Below are 19,151 nucleotides of genomic sequence, written 5' to 3'. Positions count from 1 at the left end.
TGGTATTTGCTGCGATGCGCAGGACGAACGCTGTGTCACGAGTACGATACGGATCGGTCGATGCCACGCAACAATCCCGATTATTCGGTCATCCGACTGCGAATCATCGTTGCTGGTGACTGCGAACACTCTTGGTTGATGTCATGATGATCGTCACCCAGCAGCCTCATCGGGCGATGTGGGCAACTACATTCCCGATTGCCGCGGTCACGCCCCCCTGATTGTTCGGCTTCATCGAAGGAGACCGGTCTTGGAGTACTCGGCCTGGCCAGAGCATCGAACAGGGCCCGGGGCGGGGCAGAGCGGAGACGGTGCCGCTCCCGGCGCCAGCGGCCCTCAACAACGACCGTCGTTCTGGAAGCGCCTTTTCCGCGGCCGGCGGCCGGCGGAGCAGCAGTGGCCTACCGCCAGGATGACCGCGCAGTGGCCCGGCTACCCCGCCGCACCGCCGCACACTGCCTCCGCTCCCGACTACCACGGGCCGGCCCACCCGCAGTACGGCTATCCCCCGCAGTACGGCTACGCCCCCTCCTACCAGTCCGCACCGCCGGCGGCCCCCACTCAGGGCGCTCCCGAGAGCCACGCGCCGGTCGCCACACCCCCGGCACCCGAACCGGCCAGTGACCCGCCGGCCGCCTCTGCATCGGCGCCACACCTGCGCACAGCGCACCGCGACCTGCTCCCCAAGGCACTGGCGAACCTGGCGATGCGGGACCTGACCCTGGTCGAGTCCCTACTGCTGCTCATCCAGCGGCTGGAGGAGCGCGAGGACGACGCCGACGTCCTGGAGATCCTCTACCAGGTCGACCACCTCGGTACGCGGATGCGCCGCAACTGCGAAAACCTGCTGGTCATGGCGGGAGAACCGATCAGCTCCACGCACCAGAACGCGATCCCGCTGCACGACGTGTCGCGGGCCGCGATGTCGGAGATCGACAAGTACACCCGGGTCCGCATCCAGGAACTGCCGCAGTTGCACATCCGCGACGTGGCCGCCGACGACCTCAGCCACCTGCTGGCCGAGCTGATGGAGAACGCTCTGGCGAACTCCTCAGACGATTCCGAGGTGATCGTGCGCGGCCGGTACCGCGACGACGGTGGACTCATCGTGGAGATCGCCGACGACGGGATCGGGATACCGCCGGCCAAACTCACCCGCATCAACGCCGAACTGCAAGAGTCCCCCATGCTCACCGACGAGACGCTGCGGCACATGGGACTCTTCGTCGTTGGCCTGCTCGCGCACCGCCATGGCATCGAGGTGCAGCTCCAGACCAGGCCCTTCAGCGGAACGTCGGGATTCGTCTACCTCCCGGCCGAACTTGTCCAGGAGAGCCAGACCCCCAGCGAACAGGGCGGGAGCGGACAGTCCATGCCGGAGTCGCACGACAGCCCCGCCTCCCCGGCACCCCCAGCGAGCGATGCCAGCGCCGGTGGCACCACCGCCAGAGCCGACGAACCCCTCCCCGAACTCCCCCGTCGCGAGCCGGGACGCGGCACCCCGGGGCTGCGGGTCGTCGACGGCGCCGCGCAGGCGCGGCCGGCTCCGGACCAGAGCGCACCGACGGACGCCTCGGGTGAACCCGATGAGCTTCCGGAACTGCCGCGCCGCCAACCCGCTTCGGAGCAGAGCGGGGACAACGGCTCATTACCCCAGAGGGTGCCTTCGGCTTCCGCGAACAGAACGGACCAGGCCGAGGACGCGGACGACGAGTTCGTCACCATCCGCGGCCAGCCGCCCGGAGGCGCCGCACCGGCCCAGGAACCCAAGGGCGACTCCTTGAGTCATGCCGAGCGCGTCCGTGCCGAGTTCGACGGCTACGTCAGCGGCCGGCGGGCCTACGAGGAGAACCCGGAACCGACCGTGGCCACTGATGGCACCGCGGAGGACGGTGACGACAACGGTGCCGGACAACACAATGAGGCCGGCGATGAGGACACGGATACGGCCGAAGGACACTCGGCAGTCTCAGGAAAGGCGGATCAGCAATGAGCGCCGACTCCTCCGTGCAGCAGTTCACCTGGCTGGTGGACAAGTTCGTCCGCGACGTGCCTGGTGTGCGCCATGCACTGGTCGTCTCCAGCGACGGGCTGCGGCTCGCGGCGTCCGAGGGACTCGGCTTCGACCTGGCCGAGAAGCTCGCCGCAGTGGCCAGCGGCGTGTTCAGCCTCGCCCAAGAGGCGTCCCGGCTCTTCGACCAGGGAGAGTGCGAGCGCACTGTGATCCGCATGGAGCAGGGCCGGCTGTTCATCGTCGCACTGAGCGACGGGAGCTGCTTCACCGTGCTCGCCAAAGACCAGAGCGACATGAAGGTGATCGCTTACCAGATGGCGATGCTGGCGGACAAAGCCGCGCACGTCCTCACCCCGCAACTGCGGTCCCAACTCCGGGAAGCGACCACCTCATGAACGGACCCGGTACAGCGGCAGGTCGGCCGCCGACAGGCCGAACGTGCGACCGGCCGTCATCCCGGATCGCGCTCAGCGGTCGCCGAACCAGCGCCAGGCAATGACGAGGAGAGACGATCGAATTGAATGGCATGCCCGGGAGGAGCAACCGGGTTCGCTCGTTCAGCCTCACAGGCGGGCGGACCAGGTCGCCATCTCCATTGTTGCTCGAAACGCTGGTCTCCGCGATCAGCATGAACGCCACCGGTTACGCGGAGCTCGCCCCCGAGCAGCGCGGAATCTACATCGCGTGCCGGGAGCCCATGTCCGTGACCGAGATCGCGACCAGACTCTCGATGCCCATTGGCGTCGCCCGGATCCTGATCAGTGACCTCGCTGATCACGGGCGGGTCGCGATCCATCCAACGGTCCGGCGTGACCAGCCCTCGAACCGCCATCTCCTGGAGAGGATCCTCCATGGGCTCGAATCCATCGCTCAGTGAACTCTCGCAGTCGCCGGGTCTGGCTCCCACCACGACCTCCGCGAAGATCGTGATCGCGGGCGGGTTCGGGACCGGCAAGACCACAATGGTCGGAGCGGTCTCGGAGATCCCGCCGGTGAACACCGAAGCGGTCATGACCCAGGCGAGTGTCGCGCACGACGACCTGACAGCGACCCCCGACAAGACCTCGACCACGGTCGCGATGGACTTCGGCCGGCTCAGCATCGACGAGGATCTGCGGCTTTACGTCTTCGGCACGCCGGGGCAGTCGCGGTTCTGGTTCATGTGGGAGGACCTGCTGCGCGGGGCCATCGGCGCGGTCGTACTCGCCGACACGCGGCGGCTCGACGACTCGTTCCACGTCATCGACTACTTCGAGAAGCACACCGACCTCCCGTTCATGGTGGTGCTCAACCGGTTCGAAGGGGTGCGCATGCACCCCGTCGAGAGCGTGCGCGAGGCAATGGCGCTCAGCCCCGAGGTACCGATCGTCCCCTGCGATGTCCGCAGCCGGTCCGAGACCGCCGGGGTGCTGGCCCAGTTGGTCCGCTACTCCATGACCTACGAGAGCGCTCCGGCGCTGGCTCCCTGAGACCGTCACGGGCCCCGGCGGCGGGACCCACGGCTCCGCGCAGCCGCTCCTGCGGACCCACGATGACTGTGGATGTGAAACCAGTGCGCAAGATTCTGATCGTCGGCGGTGGTCAGGCCGGGCTGCAGCTCGGCCTGACCCTGCTGCACCACGAGTACGACGTCACGCTCATGACCGCCCGCACCTCGGAGGAGATCCGCAACGGACGCGCCGTCTCGCTCCAGGTCCAGTTCCACAACGCGCTTCGGTTCGAGCACGAGTACGGGCTGCACCTCGACGAGGTGGCGCCCGACTCGGTCGGGACCTTCCGTTACGCCTTCGCCGGCGCGGACGACATACCCGCGTTCGACTGGACCGGACGGTTCAACGGTCCGGCGCAGTCGGTGGACGAGCGGCTGAAGATGTCCACCTGGCAGGAGATGTTCGAGGAACGCGGCGGCAAGGTCATCATCCACCCCGTCACCAGCTCCGACCTCGACGCCATGGCGCACATGTTCGACCTCGTGGTGGTCGCCGCCGGACACTCCGGGCTGGCCGAGATGTTCCCCGCGAACCACGCCCGCACGCTCCACCAGGAGACCACGTACGCCTCCGTCTTCGCCTACGCGCGCACCTCCATTGAGCAGCCGCACCGTATCGAAGTCCACATGCTTCCCGACCTCGGCTTCCTGGCCACCATCCCCACGACCTCGGTGACCGGGCCGTGCGAGCTTCTTCTCTTGTGCGGGCCCACGTCGGGTCCGCTGGGGTCCTGGCCGCAGCGGATCCGGCCGCGCGAGCACCTGGATCTCATGCTGAGCATGCTCAAGGAGCGAAGCACCGAGCAGTACGAGCGCTTCCACGACGCCGAGCTTGTCGACGCGCGCTCCGTCGCGGTCGACTACTCGCAACCGGTGGTCCGCCACCCCGTGGCCACCCTGCCCTCCGGCGGCAAGATCATGGGCCTGGGCGACACCGTGCTCGTCTGCCATCCGCACATGGCCCAGGACGCCGACAACGCCACCAAAAGCGCCGAAATCGCCCTCAAGAACATCCTCGAACAGGGCGACCGCCCCTTCGACGAGGACTTCATGCTGCGCACGTTCGACGGCTTCTGGGAGTACGCCCGGTTCATGGCCGGCCACGTGAACGACGCGCTGATGGCCCCGGCCCCGGCGCTCCTGGAGCTTCTCGTCGCCGCGAACACGCACCAGGAGATCGCCGACCGCTACGTCAACGGGTTCGACGACCCCTCCGACTTCGACGAGTGGGCGACCAGTGAGGAGAAGGCCCGCGACTACCTGGAGAAGGTGACCGGCAGCCGGACCCTGCAACCGGGATGAGCGCACGGGCGCGGCGCCCGTGCTGCGCGCGCTCGTTGCCGAGTTCCGCGACCACGGTCAGCCTTCGGCGTATTCGACCACGGATGCCCAAGTACCGGTGCCCAATCGACTCGATGGCCGCCACACGGAGGTACGAGACCACCCGATGCGCAAGATTCTGATCGTCGGCGGTGGGCAGGCCGGGCTGCAGCTCGGGCTGACCCTGCTGCACCACGAGTACGACGTGACCCTCATGACCGCCCGCACGGCCGACGAGGTCCGCAACGGACGCGCCGTCTCGATCCAGATCCAGTTCAACGGCACGCGGCAATTCGAGCGTGCGCACGGAGTGGACCTGAGCGACACGGAGTTCCGCCCAATCAAGACCTGCCGGTACAACTTCGCCGGCGGGGAGGGCGCCCCCGGGTTCGACTGGACCGGACGGTACAACGGTCCCGCGCAGTGTGTGGACGAGCGGCTGAAGATGTCCACCTGGCAGCGGATGTTCGAGGAACGCGGCGGCAAGGTCATCATCCACCCCGTCACCAGCTCCGACCTGAACGCCATGGCGCACATGTTCGACCTCGTGGTGGTCGCCGCCGGACACGCCGGGCTGGCCGACATGTTCGCCCCGAACCACGCCTACACACTGCCCGAGGTGACCGAGAACGCAGCCGTCATCGCCTACGTGCGCACCCCCACCGAAAGCCCGAACCCGAACGGCGCCGAGATCCACATGCTGCCCGATCTCGGGTTCCTGGTCACTGTCCCCGCAACGTCGGTGACCGGGCCATGCGAGCTGATCTACTACTGCGGCCCCACGAGCGGCGCGCTTGGGGCCTGGCCGCGGCGGGTCCGGCCGCGCGAGCACCTGGATCTCATGCTGAGCATGCTCAAGGAGCGAAGCACCGAGCAGTACGAGCGGTTCCGCGACGCCGAGTTGGCCGATGCCCGCTCCGTCGCGGTCGACTACTCGCAACCGGTGGTCCGCCACCCCGTAGCCACCCTGCCCTCCGGCGGCAAGATCATGGGCCTGGGCGACACCGTGCTTCTCTGCCAGCCACACATGGCCCAGGACGCCGACAACGCCGCCAAGAGCGCCGAAATCGCCCTCACGAACATCCTCAACCAGGGCGACCGTCCCTTCGACGAGGACTTCATGCTGCGCACGTTCGACGGCTTCTGGGAGTACGCCCGGTTCATGGCCGGCCACGTGACCGAAGCGTTGATGAGCCCGCAGTCGGCGCTCATGGAGGCGTACGTCGCCGCGAACACGCACCAGGAGATCGCCGACCGCTTCGTCAACGGCTTCGACGACCCCTCCGACTTCGACGAGTGGGTGACCAGTGAGAAGAAGACGCGCGACTATCTCGAACGGGTGACCGGCAGCCGGACCCTGCAGCCGGGGTGAGGGCGCGCGCTCGTTGCCGAGTTCCGCGACCGCGGTCAGCCTTCGACGGATTCGACCACGGATGCCCAAGTACCGGTGCCCAATCGACTCGATGGCCGCCACACGGAGGTACGAGACCACCCGATGCGCAAGATTCTGATCGTCGGCGGTGGGCAGGCCGGGCTGCAGCTCGGGCTGACCCTGCTGCACCACGAGTACGACGTGACCCTCATGACCGCCCGCACGGCCAACGAGGTCCACGAGGGGCGCGCCGTCTCGATCCAGATCCAGTACCACCACGCGCTGCGGTTCGAACGCGAGTACGGATTGGCCCTGAGTGACACGGAGCCCCGGCCATTCGAGACCTGCCGGTACACCTTCGCCGGCGGGGAGGGCGCCCCCGGGTTCGACTGGACCGGACAGTTCCACGGTCCCGCGCAGTCGGTGGACGAGCGGCTGAAGATGTCCACCTGGCAGCGGATGTTCGAGGAGCGCGGCGGCAAGGTCATCATCCACCCCGTCACCAGCTCCGACCTGGACGCCATGGCACGCATGTTCGACCTCGTGGTGGTCGCCGCCGGCCACTCCGGGCTCGCCGAGATGTTCGCCCCGAACCACGCCTACACGCTGCCCGAAGTGACCGAGAACGTCTCCGTGCTCGCCTACGTGCGCGCCCCCACCGAGCAGCCGTTGCCCACCCGCGGCGAGATCCACATGCTGCCCGACCTCGGCTACGTGGTCACCGTCCCCACCACCTCGGTGACCGGGACATGCGAGCTGATCTACTTCTGCGGACCCACTGCCGGGCCATTGGGGTCCTGGCCGCGGCGGGTCCGGCCCCGCGAGCACCTGGATCTCATGCTGAGCATGCTCAAGGACCGCAGCCCCGAACTGTACGAGCGGTTCCGCGACGCCGACCTGGCCGACGCCCGCTCCGTCGCGGTCGACTACTCGCAACCGGTGGTCCGCCACCCCGTAGCCACCCTGCCCTCCGGGGGCAAAATCATGGGCCTGGGCGACACCGTACTCGTCTGCCAGCCACAAGTGTCCCAGGACGCCGACAACGCCGCCAAGAGCGCCGAAATCGCCCTCAAGAACATTCTCAACCAGGGCGACCGCCCCTTCGACGAAGAGTTCATGCTGCGGTGCTTCGACGAGTTCTGGGAGTACGCCCGCCACATGGCCGGCCACGTAACCGAAGCGCTCATGAACCCGTCGCCGGCGCTCATGGAGGCACTCATCGCCGCGAACACACACCAGGAGATCGCCGACCGCTTCATCAACGGGCTCGACAACCCGGCCGACTACGCCGACTGGGTCACCAGCGAGGAGGAGACGCGCGACTACCTCGAACGGGTGACCGGCAGCCGGACCCTGCAACCGGGGTGAACCCGCACCGTCCGGACACACCGGCCGCGCCCCGGCGGCGGCACCGGGACATCGGGGCCCTGTCACAGCAGGTGCGCGTTGACCTCCCGGGCCAACGGCGCCAGCCGGGGCACCTCGACCACCGTCCGGCCCGCCGCGCGCAGCTGCTCCGCTCCGTCGCAGTCGACGAAGATGGCGGGCTCGTGCCAGGCGAACACGATCCGCGGGATCGGGGTTTCCAGGATCAGCTCACTGCACGAGCGCGGGCGTGCCGCGCGCACCGTGCACGGTTCCAGGGAGCTGTACAGGGTCGCGGTCCGCAGCCGGGGGTCGGCGGGGTCCACGGAACGCAGCGCCGACTCTTCGGCGTGGTCGTGCCACGTGTCCCGGCGCGAGTAACCGTCGGCGAGGACCTCCCCGTCGGCGTCCAACACGAGCGCCCCCACCGAGAACGCGGTCTCCGAGGGCGGGCAGCGGCGCGACAGCTCGATCGCGGAACGCAGCCGCTCGATGTCGGCGCCGGTCGCACCGTCGGGTACGGGGTCTCTGGTCCGGCCGGGAAACGGTTCGTTCACGGCGTGCCCGCCGGCAGGTAGCGCAGGACCGCCATGTCACCAACGGAACGAGCTTCGGCGAGCCGCATCGGCCGGTTCGGCCCGTTGTGGAACGCGCCGTTGTCGACAAAGCGGGGCGCCGCCGCGTCCCCGATCAGGAACGGTGCCACCGCGATGCGCAGCTCGTCGGCGAGCCCGGCGGTGAGGAAGAGGGTGTGCACCCGGCTCCCGCCTTCGACCAGCAGTCGGCGCACGCCGCGCTCCGCCAGGTCGGTGAGGACGACCGCGGGATCGAGCGGGCTGCCCGCGTCGACCACCGCGGCGTCCGGGATCCCGTGCAGGGCGCCCGCGGCGAGCGCGTGCCCGCCACTGTCGGCGTAGACGAGCTTCGCGGCATCCCCCGTGGTGAAGAACCGCGCGGTGGGGTCCAGCTTGCCGCTCGCCGTCAACACCACCTTGGTCGGGTGCTCGGTCGCGCCACCGGAAGCGCGGCGGCGCCGCCGTTCCGCGGATCGCACCAGCAGCCGCGGGTTGTCGGCGCGCAACGTTCCCGCTCCCACGAGGATGGCGTCGCTGGCCGCCCGTTCCTCGTCGATCTCGTCGAAGTCGTCGTCGTTGGAGAGCCGCAGGCGCTCCGGCCCAGCATCGTCGATGTGCCCGTCGAGAGACATTGCGCAGCTCAGAACAGTGTGGGGGCGGTCCATGGGAACAGACTAGCTTCTTCGCCGCTCGGTCATCGCAATTGGACGGGCCGAGTCGGGGTACATACGACTGTGCGGCACCGGGTGGTCCCCGCCGGTTCGCTGGCCGCGAGCGGGTAACCCGTACGACGATGTAGCCGGTGCGATTCCGCGGGAACACGTCCCTCCCTCGTCATTTCCGTGCTCCCGCCAGGCCACGCACGGACCGTAGGCTCAGCAAGCAGCCGCACCGCGGCCGAGCGCAAGGAGGTGAACGTTGGACGAAGACTACGACGATCCACACATACACCCGGCACCGCTGCGATCCGCGGACACGATCGCCCGCACGGCAAGGGATCCGGGCACGCCGTCAACCAGTGAGTGCCCGGATCCCGTCTGACCGGGAAGGGCCGCCTCAAGGCGCCCCGGACCGGATTATTCGTCGTCCACCTGGCACCCTTTTCCGTGAGACCGTAGTCGATCTGTGGTTGGACTCCTACCACCGCCACGCGATCCCCGTGTGCAGATTGTCGATCCGGGTGAAATCCCGGAAATAGAAACCGCTGGGATTGGCGGGGAAAATGCGTTCCGATTGTGCAGGCGCGGGCATCTCGGTTGCGAAGACGTCGCGCTCACTGAACCACCACACCTCTTGTGGAAGTACCGGCGGCGTGAACAGCACGCGCAGCGCGTAACGATCGTTGCCAGCGCGAGCCTGGTACCGAAGCAGCGGCCGAGCAGGGACCGAGCTACTCACGTGGACCCGGTAGCTGAGCGAGTACGCATCGCCGTCGTCCGGGTTGAGCTCACGATCCAGCCGAAGCACCGCGTACAGGTACCCGAAACCGGTCTCGCGTAGCGCCGCCAGGCTACACCCGATGCCGGGCTCCAGGGAAAGCACTCCGACCTCTGCGTCATAGTGGTAGTTGTGCGCGACGGAGATGAGCGACACTCCGGGCTGGACCGCCCTTATCACCCGTATGACGTCGACCTCGGTGATCACACCCCGCTCGTCGACCCGGTAGTACGCTTCGCTCTCCCGTACCTTGTATCCCTCGCGGATCTCTGACGCGGGCGAGTCCGGTGTCACATGGAAGGCGCCCCAACGTTGCCCCTGGCTCCGTTGCACGAGGCGCTGGGTGCGCCTGCGCTCCTCCGAGGCGCGCCGCGCCCGGTCCAGCGCCTGGCGCGCCACATGCCCGTCGCAGCCGAACTCCTTGACGTAGTAGTAGACGAGCTCGGTCGAGGGCATGACGTGCCCGTTCTCCACATTGGAGATATGTCCCGAGCTGTACAACGCGACGTCCCTCGTGGTCGCCCCCGCCGAGGCCCGGGCATCGCGGAGCAGACGGCCGAGGTCACGGTGCTCGTCGCTGACCGGAACGCGCTCCGCCCGCGTCATCCACAGTCCCTTCGCCGGGCGCCGCGACCGTGCTTGCCGGTGGCGCTTGCTTGCTTGCCGGACGCTCTCGCGTATCGGCAAGCATTCCCCTCGTGTGCTCCCCTGATTCCGGGAGGTTCCCGACACATGGGACCCGGGAAGAAAGGGAGTGGTTCATGGCAGTCCTGCTGACCTCGGTGGCCTGCGTAATCAGCGGATTCGCCTCCGGGTGGGTCTTCGCCTCCTCGTACTCCGTCTGGTCCGTGAGAGGCGTAATCAACCGGCAGCAACGGGAGCTCATCCGGCTCCGGGAGGAGGTCGCTGCCCTGCAGCAGAGGCTGTACGAACCGCCGGACGCCACCGGCACACGACTTCAGGGAACCGCCAAGGGCTCGTCAACTTGACCCGGCCCTGAAGGACCGGGTTTGGAGGTAGCGCTCAGCTGGGTGCTGGGTGGGCTCCTCCGTCCAGACACCCCTATGGGGTGGCAGGGGCGCGTGACGCACGCCCCGCGTTCCACACGCTCTGGCCGCGGTGGGCGAGGACGTGGGAAGCATTGCGGTCTGCGTGGGCAACGACCCCGCATGACCGGCAGATAAAGCGGGCCTGATCGAGGCGGTTGTTCTTCGCGATGTGCTGGCACTGGGCGCATTCCTGGCTGGAATAGGCCGGATCGACGAACACCAGCGGGACGCCGGCGCGGCGTGCCTTGTAGGCAAGGAACCGCCCGAGCTGGGCGAAGGCCCAACAGTGCAGCGTGACCCGTTGGGGCCTGCGGAGCCGTACCCTCTGCCGGATACCGCCCAACTCTTCCAGGGCGATACCGGCCGAGGTGCGTTCAGCCTCGGTCACGATGCGTTTGGATATGACGTGGTTGACGTTTGCGGCGTGGCGCGCTTCCTTGCGCCGCCGGTTCTTCAGCCGGCGCTTGGCGGACTTGGTGGCCTTGGCCTGGAGCTTGGCCCGCAGGGCGAGTTGACGTTTACGGTGCCGGTTCAGGCCCCGCCCGGCGGCCCGGTAGCCGGTTGAGGTGGTGGCGATGGTGGCGATGCCCAGATCCACGCCGATGAAGGCGTCGGGCTCGTAGGGCTCGGCCTCGCCAACCTCGCACACGGCGACCAGGTAGAACACACCATCGCGCTGGATGAGGTCGGATTCGCCCTTGCGGTACTGCCGCAGCGTCGTCAGCGCGTCCGCCGAGCACGCGAAGCCCACGTTCTTCACCCGGCCCGCGACGGTCCAGATCGACACGGTCTGCGCGTCGTACTGCCAGGACAAACACCGATCGTCATAGGGCTGGGCCGCCTCGACCCGAAAGGCGATCGGCGTGGACCCGACTTTCCGGCGCCGCTTGCTTCCGGGAGTGCCGAGATTCCCGGCCCTGATGTTCGCCTGCAACGTCGTGTAGGCATCACGAACCTTCTTGATCGTGTGCTGGGCCGCCTGCGCCCCCAACCCACGGGCTTTCAGCTCGGCATAGGTGTGCCTGCGCAACTCGTACTCACGCGGCACACCATGGGCGAAGGCCACACCGGATACCCAGTTCGCGGCCTCGTTGACCGTGCGCAGGGTCGCCGACAGCGCGGCGGCCTGGTCAGCCTCCGGTATCAGCTTCACCCGCGTCACAATCTTCACGAGGGGTGATATTAGCATTGATCTGTGTCACCACACGGGGGAGCCAAACCCCACCACCCGCCGAGGACCCAACGGCCGTCTCCCCTTGCACACACATGGTCCTCGTACCGGAACGGGCCATTCACCAACGAGATCCCGCGCCGCGGACCCCTAGGAACCCACGGGCCAGAACAGCCCAGACAAGCGCTTCCTCCCGGCCCTGAAGGACCGGGGTTCCACGCTAGATCCCGCTGAAGTCCGCCTCGGCGGCGACCGCGACGTCGAGCACCAAGGGCTCCTCGCGCTCGCGCAGCGTTGGGACGACCGAGTCCAGGATCGCGACGAGGTCGTCAAGCGCCTCGACACGCTGGGAGGGGCAGCTCAGCTCCCGGGCCAGTCCGGACACGGCCAGCTCCGGGAACCCCGGCCACGCCGGCTTGCCCCCGTGGCGCTCGGCGAGCCGGTCCATGACGGCGTAGCGCCCATTGGACAGCACCACGAACAGCACCCCCGCCCCGTAACGCGCCGCGCTCCACAGTGCTTGCACCTGATACAGAGAGGAACCGTCGCCCACCACCGCGATGACCGGGCGGTCCGGCCGCGCCATCCGTACCCCGGTGGCCGCCGGAAGCGCGAAACCGAGTCCGCCCATGGCGGCGGAGAGGAAGCCGAGCGGGCGCCGGGCGGGCACCCGGCGATGCATCTCGGGGCGGCTCGACGGGGTCTCCTCGACAAAAACCGTGTCGGCGGGGACGCGTTCGGCCAGGGCCGCGAGCACGTGGGCGGGGAGCATCGGCTGCCCCGGCGCCGGCCGCTCCGGGGCTTCGATGGTGGTTGTGTCCTTGTGCGGCGCCGCGGTCCACTGGCGCGCCGCGGCGTGCCTGGCCAGCAGGCGTAGTGCGGCTGGGATCGGGGCGAGGACCGCCGTCTCGACGGGGCTGCGGTACGCCTCGGCAGGGTCGTCGGTGAGGAGCCCTACCCGGGTACCGGGCTCGACCAGCGGTCCCTCGGTGTAGGGGTACTGCCGGAACACCGGCGCGCCCACGGCGAGCACGGCGTCGCGGCCGGCGAGTGTGGCACGCAGCCCCGGCCGGTCGGCGGGCAGGAAACCGGCGAACAGCGGGTGGTCCTGCGGGAAACCCGCGCGGGCACCGAAGCTCTCCTGGAACACCGGGGCGCCGATACGTTCGGCCAGCGCGACCAGGCCAGCCCATCCCTCCTCGCTGTCGGTGCCGGCCCCGGTGACGAGCGCGGGCGCGTCCGCCTCGTTCAGCAGCGAGGCCAGGCTGGCGACCCCCGCGTCCTCGACGCCGTCGGCCCGGGTGACGTGCCTGGCCGCGGCCACGACCCGGTCGCTTTCCGCGGGCGCCGCCCAGTCATCCATGGGCACGATCACCAGGGCCGGGCCCCGCGCGTCCGCGGCGGCGTGCCGGCAGCGGGCGATGGCGCCGGGTACGTCCTGCGCGGTGGCGGGTTCCTCAACCCGGACGGGGTAGTCACCGGCCAGGTCGCGGAGCTTCCCGGCGAGGAAGGGCTCCAGCGCGAGGTGCCGGCGGTCTTGCTGGCCCACGAGCACGACCAGGGGGGCGCGGTTCACCCGGGCGGTGGCCAGCGCCCCGACCGCGTTGCCCAGCCCGGCCGTCGTGTGCAGCAGCACCAGGGCGGGCCGGTCGCGCGCGATCGCCCACCCCGTCGCCATTCCCACCACCGACCCCTCATGCAGGGCCAGCACGAAGCGCAGGTCCTCCGGCAGGTCGGTGAGGAAGCCGACCTCGGTCGACCCCGGGTTGGAGAAGATCGTCGTCAGGCCGTACTCGCGCAGCCCGTCCAGGGTCGCGTCGCGGACCGAGCGCGGCGGCGCCCCGGTCCCGTGCGGTTGTGCCATCTCGTGCCCGCCGCTCGTCAGGTCGTGGCCGGGGAGGGGGTGGCCTGCCCGTTCTTGACGTTCTGGATCTCGGTGCGGACCAGCGGGCGCAGGGCGGTGCGCCGGCGCCGCTTCGCCAAGCGACAGGCGGTCCCGAAACGGCCCGCCCGCGGGACCGCAGTGCGCGGCACGGGCTGAGGAGGCACCGCCGGGCCGGTGGGCCCGGCGGTGCCTCCGGTTCATCAGCCCCAGACCTCGTTGGCGGTCTCCACGATCAGCCGCAGCTTGGCGATCTGCTCGTCCCGGGTGAGGTTGTTCCCCTCCAGGGTGCTGGAGAACCCGCACTGCGGGGCCAGGCAGATCTGCTCCAGCGGTACGTACTTGCTTGCCTCGTCGATGCGGCGCTTGAGGTCGTCCTTGTTCTCCAGGTCCCCCTTCTTCGTGGTGACCAGGCCGAGGACGACGTACTTGCCCTCGGGGACGAAGCGCAGCGGCGCGAAGCCGCCGGAGCGGGCGTCGTCGAACTCCAGGAAGAAGCCGTCGACGTTGAGCGTGTTGAACAGCTCATCGGCGACGAAGTCGTAGCCGCCTTCGGCGACCCACGAGGAGCGGAAGTTGCCCCGGCACATGTGCGTGGTGATCCGCATTCCCTCGGGCCGGCCGGCCAGGGACGCGTTGAGCTGGCGGATGTAGCGGACGTGCAGGCCGCCGCCGTTCTCGCCACGCTCGTCGAGCATCTCGCGCTGCTTGGGGTCGTTCAGGTAGGCGAGGCTGGTGTCGTCGAGCTGCAGGTAGGTGCAGCCCAGGTCGGCGAGCCGGCGGATCTCCTCGGCGTAGGCGCGCGACAGGTCGGTCCAGAACTCGTCGATGTCGGGGTAGACCTCAGGGTTGATCGAGGCTCGCCCGCCCCGGTAGTGCACCATGCTCGGTGACGGGATCGTGAGCTTCGGCGTGGCCGTACTGACCGTGTCACGCAGGAACTCGAAGGCCTCGCCGAAGATGGTGTGCTGCAGCCCGATCTTGCCGTCGACGCGGTGTGCGGCCGGCGTGAACTCCAGGTCCCCTTCCTCGTTGTGGAAGGTCACCTTCATCTCGTCCTGGGTGCGGGTGATCCCGGCGAGCTGGTAGATGAAGTCCATGTGCCATGAGGAACGGCGGAACTCGCCGTCGGTGGCCGACTGCAGGCCGATGTCCTCCTGCATCCGCACGGCATCCCGGATGGCGTCGTCCTCGATCTGACGCAGCTCGTCGTCACTGACCCGGCCTTCGGTGTTCCCGGCCCGTGCCTCGAGCAGGTTCCGCGGCCGGAGCAGGCTTCCGACGTGGTCGGCACGGAAGGGGGGTGTCTGGCGGTGGCTGGTGTGCTCGGTCATGGTGGTCCAGCTTCTCCTAGGGTTCACGGACGAAAAAGGATTGCGGGGTCAGAAGGGGTAGCTGGCGACGTCGGCCTGCATGGTCACCCACTGGGTCTCGGTGAACGCTTCGAGGTTGGCGCGCGTTCCTCCGAACCGTGAGCCGGTTCCGGAGTCGCCAACCCCGCCAAAGGGCGCCACGGCTTCGTCGTCGACGGTCTGGTCGTTGATGTGCACGATGCCGCTCGGGATGCGGTCGGCGATCTGCATCCCGCGCATCGGGTTGGAGGTCAGGATGCCCAGCGACAGCCCGTACGGGCTCGCCTTCGCGATGTCGGCGAGGTCGTCCAGCGAGGAGAACCGCATCACCGGTGCCACCGGGCCGAACACCTCGTCGGCGAAGGCGGGGCTGTCCATGGACAGCCTGTCGAGCACCGTTGGGCGGTAGTAGAGCTGCTCGTAGGTGCCGCCCGCGGCCAGCGTCGCCCCGGCGTCCACGGTCGAGGCCACCATGGAGTGGATCTTGTCGCGCTGTCCGGCGTCGATGACCGGGCCCAGGGCGACCTCGCTCTGGTCCGGGTTGCCCACGGGCAGGGCATTGGCCTTCGCGGCGAGCCGCTCGACGTACTCGTCGGCGACCCGCTCGTGCACCAGGTGCCGCCCCGACGTCATGCAGATCTGGCCCTGGTGCAGGAAGGAGCCCCACGCCCCGGTGGCCACGGCGGCGTCCAGGTCGACGTCGTCCAGCACGACCAGTGGCGAGTTGCCGCCGAGCTCCAGGTGCGCACGCTTGAGGTGGCGGCCGGCGGCCTCGCCGACCTTGCGGCCGGCGGCAGTGGAGCCGGTGAAGGAGATCACCCGCACGTTGGGGTCGGCGACGAGCTGCTCGCCGGCTTCGAGGCCCCCGGGGAGTACCTGCAGCACCCCGTCGGGAACCCCTGCCTGGCGGAACACCTCGGCGAGGACGGCGCCACCGCTGATCGCCGTGCGCGGGTCGGGTTTGAGCAGCACCGAGTTCCCCACGGCCAGTGCGGGAGCCACCGACCGGATGCTGAGGATGAGCGGGACGTTGAACGGGGCGATGACGCCGACAACCCCCGCCGGCACCTGGCGGGCGAAGCTCAGCCGCGGCTTTCCGGTACGCAGCACCTCGCCATAGGGCTGCGACGCCAGCGCTGCCGCCTCGAAGCACTCCGCGGCGGCGACGTGCACCTGGAATCCGGCCATGCCCTGCGCGGCGCCGCTCTCGCTGCGCAGCCAGCCCATGATCTCCTCGGCGTTCTCCTCCAGCAGCGTGCCGGCCCGGCGCAGGATGGCGGCCCGTTCCTCGAATGAAGTGTTCGCCCAGTCACGCTGGACCGCGGCGGCGCGTTCGGCTGCGGCACTGACGTCCCGGGCGTTGGCGAAGCCGGCGCGGCCGAGCTCGGCTCCGGTGGCTGGGGAGACAACAGGCGCGTCGCCTCCCTCGGCGGGTGTCCATTCCCCGGTGAATATTGCGGCGGACCACGAGTCGGTCTGGAAAAGGCTCACAATTGCTCGCTCTCCGTGTGCTGTCAGCGGGCCCGCCGGGAGCACGGCCAACCGGGCGGGCTCGTCTGGTGGCTGTGGGGTGGCTACCGATACATCGCGTCCAGCATCTCCCCGACACGTCCGTCCTGGTGCGTCAGGCCGACCGTAGTCGGAGCCGGTTCGCGGTTCACCCCGACCGGCCAGGCGGCAGGCGGCTCTTGTCGGCAAGCCCGGTGTGCCTGTCGGGGATCCTTCGGACCTTGTCCCGGTTGTCCGTCGGGCGGGCCCGCGACCCGGCGACACTCCCCTTGTAGGGTTCGGTGGGTGGCCATGGTGAGTTCGAGCTGGTCATCGACGATATCCAAGACTACCCATCGGTAGCCTTCCCGCGGCACCAGTGTTCCGAACCGCTCAATCACCCATGCGGCGCCGCCGAGGAGAACGTGTCGGTGCATGATGGACTCCTCGGTTCGGTGATCGGCCAGGGGATCGGCGTCACCTCCGACCGCTCCTCCGCCGGCGCCGCCTATCCAGACATTTGTGCGTTCTACGAACTTTCGTTCCAAAAGCGAACTTATGTGAACCGGATCACCTAGTCAACCCTTCACCGGCAATCACTCCAATATTGGCAACGCTTCGTGGTTTAATCGAAACCCTGAGTGCGAGATCATCTCCGAGTTCGCGCTCTGGGGCACGACGGGTTCGTACGGCTGCGGGTAGGGTTGTTCGGTATAAGAACATCGCTGTGTGACCCCGGATCCGGATCCCGGCCACGCGGCACTCCAGGACGAGCACAGCGTGCGCAACAGAGCGCCACAGGCACGATTCGCACGCGACCGAATGCGCCGGAGGGCGCACCGATCCGAAGGTGGACGATGAGCACGGACCTGAACGGGACCGACGACCAGGTGCGCGGCGAGCACTTCGTGCAGTCGCTCGAACGCGGGCTCGCCGTTGTACGCGCGTTCACACCGCAGACGTCCACGATGACTCTGAGCGAGGTCGCCCGCGCCACTGGACTGACCCGCGCCGCGGCCCGCCGCTTCCTGCTCACCCTGGTCGACCTGGGCTACGTGCGCACCGACGGCCGGGCCTTCGCCCTCACCCCGCGCGTCCTGGAGCTCGGCTACGCCTACCTGTCCTCGGCCGGGTTGCCCGAGGTGGCGCAGCCGCACCTGGAGGAGCTTGCCGCTCAGGTCCGGGAGTCGTCCTCGGTCTCCGTGCTCGACGGCGACGACGTCGTCTACGTCGCACGCGTGCCCACCTCCCGGATCATGCGGGTGGCGATCAACGTCGGAACCCGCTTCCCCGCCTACGCGACTTCGATGGGGCGCGTACTGCTCGCCGGCCGCTTCGCCGCCGAGCTTGACGAGTACCTCGACCGGGTCGAGCTGCGGCGGCTCACCGCCTACACCCTGGCAACGCCAGCGCGCCTGCGCGCCGAGATCGAGCGCGTCCGCAACCAGGGCTGGGCAATCGTGGACCAGGAGCTGGAGGAAGGGCTCCGCTCAGTCGCTGCACCGATCCGGGACCGCGAGGGCAAGGTGGTCGCCGCCGCCAACGTCTCCGCGCACGTCAGCCGAACCTCGGTCGAGGACATCCGGCGCGACCTGCTGCCGCCCCTACTGGCGACGACGTCCCGCATCGAGGCCGACCTGGAGATCGCCACGCGCGGCCCCAACGTGCGGGCAGGCTGAGCACCGCACCCCTCGATGTCCGGATCATCCGGACATCGAGGCATCCGTTCTTGACCTCACTCCGAGGCGGGGTTAACCTCTCGCCATGAGCGTTCGCTTTAAGAACATTAATTCGCCATACGAACAGGGGCGCCCATGATCGTGCCGCTGGACGAGGGAATCCGCGAGTTCGTCCATGACGGCGACACGGTCGCGCTCGAGGGGTTCACCCACCTGATCCCGGTGGCGGCCGGCCACGAGATCATCCGCCAAGGGCTGGGCGATCTCACCCTGGTCCGGATGACCCCCGACGTCGTCTACGACCAGATGATCGGCGCTGGCTGTGCCCGCAAGCTGATCTTCTCCTGGGGCGGGAACCCCGGAGTCGGCTCACTGCACCGCTTCCGCGACGCCATCCAGAACGGGTGGCCCGTGCCGCTGGAGATCGAGGAGCACAGCCACGCGGGCATGGCCAACCGCTACGTCGCCGGCGCCTCCGGTGTCCCCTTCGCCATTCTCCGCGGGTACACGGGCACCGACCTGATCGCGCAGACATCCCAGATCGCCACTGTCACCTGCCCTTTCACCGGGGAGGAGCTGACCGCGGTCCCGGCGATCAACCCCGATGTGGCCATCGTGCACGCGCAACGCGCGGACCGCGCCGGAAACGTCCAGCTCTGGGGGATCACCGGGGTACAGAAGGAGGTCGTCCTGGCATCCCGGCGCACCCTCGTGACAGTCGAGGAGGTCGTCGACCACCTCGAACCGGTTCCCGGGCAGGTCCTGCTGCCCTCGCGGGTGGTCACCGCGGTGGCCGAGGCCCCCGGCGGTTCGCGCCCCTCCTACGCGCACGGCTACTACGCCCGCAGCAACCAGGCGTACCAGGACTGGGACACCATCAGCCGGGACCGCGAGGAGTTCCAGCGGTGGCTGCGGACCGAGGTGCACGGCACGACGCATACGGCGCGGGAGGGCTGAG

Annotated in this window: 18 protein-coding genes; 11 read left to right on the top strand and 7 right to left on the bottom strand. The window is 68.8% G+C overall.

Going from position 1 to position 19,151, the window contains the following annotated elements; all coding sequences use genetic code 11:
• Nucleotides 1–412: 412 nt before the first annotated feature.
• The 7 genes from F4561_RS06060 (at nt 413) to F4561_RS06030 (ending at nt 7,563) form a co-directional block, all read left to right on the top strand.
• Nucleotides 413–1,993, top strand: coding sequence for a sensor histidine kinase (locus F4561_RS06060; RefSeq protein WP_184575590.1), 1,581 nt, complete (start codon nt 413–415; stop codon nt 1,991–1,993).
• On the top strand, nt 1,990–2,409 hold the full coding sequence (locus F4561_RS06055) for a roadblock/LC7 domain-containing protein (RefSeq protein WP_184575588.1): 420 nt from the start codon (nt 1,990–1,992) through the stop codon (nt 2,407–2,409). Before F4561_RS06060 ends, F4561_RS06055 begins: the two co-directional genes overlap by 4 nt.
• A gap of 200 nt (nt 2,410–2,609) precedes the next feature.
• Nucleotides 2,610–2,891: a DUF742 domain-containing protein gene (locus tag F4561_RS06050; protein WP_246437146.1), complete on the top strand. Its 282-nt coding sequence runs from the start codon at nt 2,610–2,612 to the stop codon at nt 2,889–2,891.
• Nucleotides 2,866–3,483, top strand: coding sequence for a GTP-binding protein (locus F4561_RS06045; RefSeq protein WP_184575584.1), 618 nt, complete (start codon nt 2,866–2,868; stop codon nt 3,481–3,483). Before F4561_RS06050 ends, F4561_RS06045 begins: the two co-directional genes overlap by 26 nt.
• A gap of 83 nt (nt 3,484–3,566) precedes the next feature.
• Complete coding sequence (locus tag F4561_RS32355; RefSeq protein WP_184575582.1) at nt 3,567–4,805, top strand: styrene monooxygenase/indole monooxygenase family protein; 1,239 nt, start codon at nt 3,567–3,569, stop codon at nt 4,803–4,805.
• 145 nt (nt 4,806–4,950) lie between these two features.
• Nucleotides 4,951–6,195, top strand: a complete 1,245-nt coding sequence (locus F4561_RS06035; RefSeq protein WP_184575580.1) for a styrene monooxygenase/indole monooxygenase family protein — start codon at nt 4,951–4,953, stop codon at nt 6,193–6,195.
• A gap of 123 nt (nt 6,196–6,318) precedes the next feature.
• Nucleotides 6,319–7,563: a styrene monooxygenase/indole monooxygenase family protein gene (locus tag F4561_RS06030; RefSeq protein ID WP_184575578.1), complete on the top strand. Its 1,245-nt coding sequence runs from the start codon at nt 6,319–6,321 to the stop codon at nt 7,561–7,563.
• 62 nt (nt 7,564–7,625) lie between these two features.
• Here the strand turns inward: F4561_RS06030 and F4561_RS06025 are convergent, their stop codons facing one another.
• From F4561_RS06025 to F4561_RS06015, 3 genes are all read right to left on the bottom strand, one after another.
• Nucleotides 7,626–8,054 (bottom strand): cytidine/deoxycytidylate deaminase family protein, encoded by a 429-nt coding sequence (locus F4561_RS06025; protein WP_312885577.1) that lies wholly within the window; start codon nt 8,052–8,054, stop codon nt 7,626–7,628.
• A 59-nt stretch (nt 8,055–8,113) separates the two neighbouring features.
• Nucleotides 8,114–8,800 carry a RibD family protein gene (locus F4561_RS06020; protein WP_184575574.1) on the bottom strand — a complete coding sequence of 229 codons (687 nt, stop codon included), beginning with the start codon at nt 8,798–8,800 and terminating at the stop codon, nt 8,114–8,116.
• Between the two features lie 472 nt (nt 8,801–9,272).
• On the bottom strand, nt 9,273–10,178 hold the full coding sequence (locus F4561_RS06015) for a helix-turn-helix domain-containing protein (RefSeq protein ID WP_184575572.1): 906 nt from the start codon (nt 10,176–10,178) through the stop codon (nt 9,273–9,275).
• 155 nt (nt 10,179–10,333) lie between these two features.
• On the opposite strand from F4561_RS06015, the gene F4561_RS06010 reads away from it, so the two are divergent.
• Entirely contained in the window at nt 10,334–10,561 is a 228-nt protein-coding gene (locus F4561_RS06010; protein ID WP_184575570.1) for a hypothetical protein, read from the top strand.
• 73 nt (nt 10,562–10,634) lie between these two features.
• Here F4561_RS06010 and F4561_RS06005 read toward each other — a convergent pair whose 3' ends face one another.
• The 4 genes from F4561_RS06005 to F4561_RS05990 all read right to left on the bottom strand — a co-directional run bounded on the left by F4561_RS06005 (nt 10,635) and on the right by F4561_RS05990 (nt 16,517).
• Nucleotides 10,635–11,783, bottom strand: coding sequence for an RNA-guided endonuclease InsQ/TnpB family protein (locus F4561_RS06005; RefSeq protein WP_312885159.1), 1,149 nt, complete (start codon nt 11,781–11,783; stop codon nt 10,635–10,637).
• 229 nt (nt 11,784–12,012) lie between these two features.
• The gene (locus F4561_RS06000) at nt 12,013–13,656 is read right to left on the bottom strand and encodes a thiamine pyrophosphate-dependent enzyme (RefSeq protein ID WP_184575566.1); all 1,644 of its coding nucleotides are present in this window, start codon (nt 13,654–13,656) and stop codon (nt 12,013–12,015) included.
• A 221-nt stretch (nt 13,657–13,877) separates the two neighbouring features.
• Nucleotides 13,878–15,008 (bottom strand): 5-methyltetrahydropteroyltriglutamate--homocysteine S-methyltransferase, encoded by a 1,131-nt coding sequence (locus F4561_RS05995; protein ID WP_184575564.1) that lies wholly within the window; start codon nt 15,006–15,008, stop codon nt 13,878–13,880.
• 48 nt (nt 15,009–15,056) lie between these two features.
• A complete protein-coding gene (locus F4561_RS05990; protein ID WP_184575562.1) occupies nt 15,057–16,517 on the bottom strand; it encodes an aldehyde dehydrogenase family protein in 1,461 nt (486 codons plus the stop codon).
• Between the two features lie 299 nt (nt 16,518–16,816).
• On the opposite strand from F4561_RS05990, the gene F4561_RS05985 reads away from it, so the two are divergent.
• The 3 genes from F4561_RS05985 to F4561_RS05975 all read left to right on the top strand — a co-directional run bounded on the left by F4561_RS05985 (nt 16,817) and on the right by F4561_RS05975 (nt 19,150).
• Nucleotides 16,817–17,092 (top strand): hypothetical protein, encoded by a 276-nt coding sequence (locus F4561_RS05985; protein WP_184575560.1) that lies wholly within the window; start codon nt 16,817–16,819, stop codon nt 17,090–17,092.
• Nucleotides 17,093–17,371: 279 nt separating this feature from the next.
• Complete coding sequence (locus tag F4561_RS05980; RefSeq protein ID WP_184575558.1) at nt 17,372–18,193, top strand: IclR family transcriptional regulator; 822 nt, start codon at nt 17,372–17,374, stop codon at nt 18,191–18,193.
• Between the two features lie 135 nt (nt 18,194–18,328).
• Nucleotides 18,329–19,150, top strand: coding sequence for a CoA transferase subunit A (locus F4561_RS05975; RefSeq protein WP_184575556.1), 822 nt, complete (start codon nt 18,329–18,331; stop codon nt 19,148–19,150).
• Nucleotide 19,151 lies beyond the last annotated feature (1 nt).

Origin of the sequence: Lipingzhangella halophila (assembly GCF_014203805.1) — a bacterium.
Classification (GTDB): domain Bacteria; phylum Actinomycetota; class Actinomycetes; order Streptosporangiales; family Streptosporangiaceae; genus Lipingzhangella; species Lipingzhangella halophila.
This window is presented reverse-complemented; position numbering and strand designations above follow the sequence as displayed.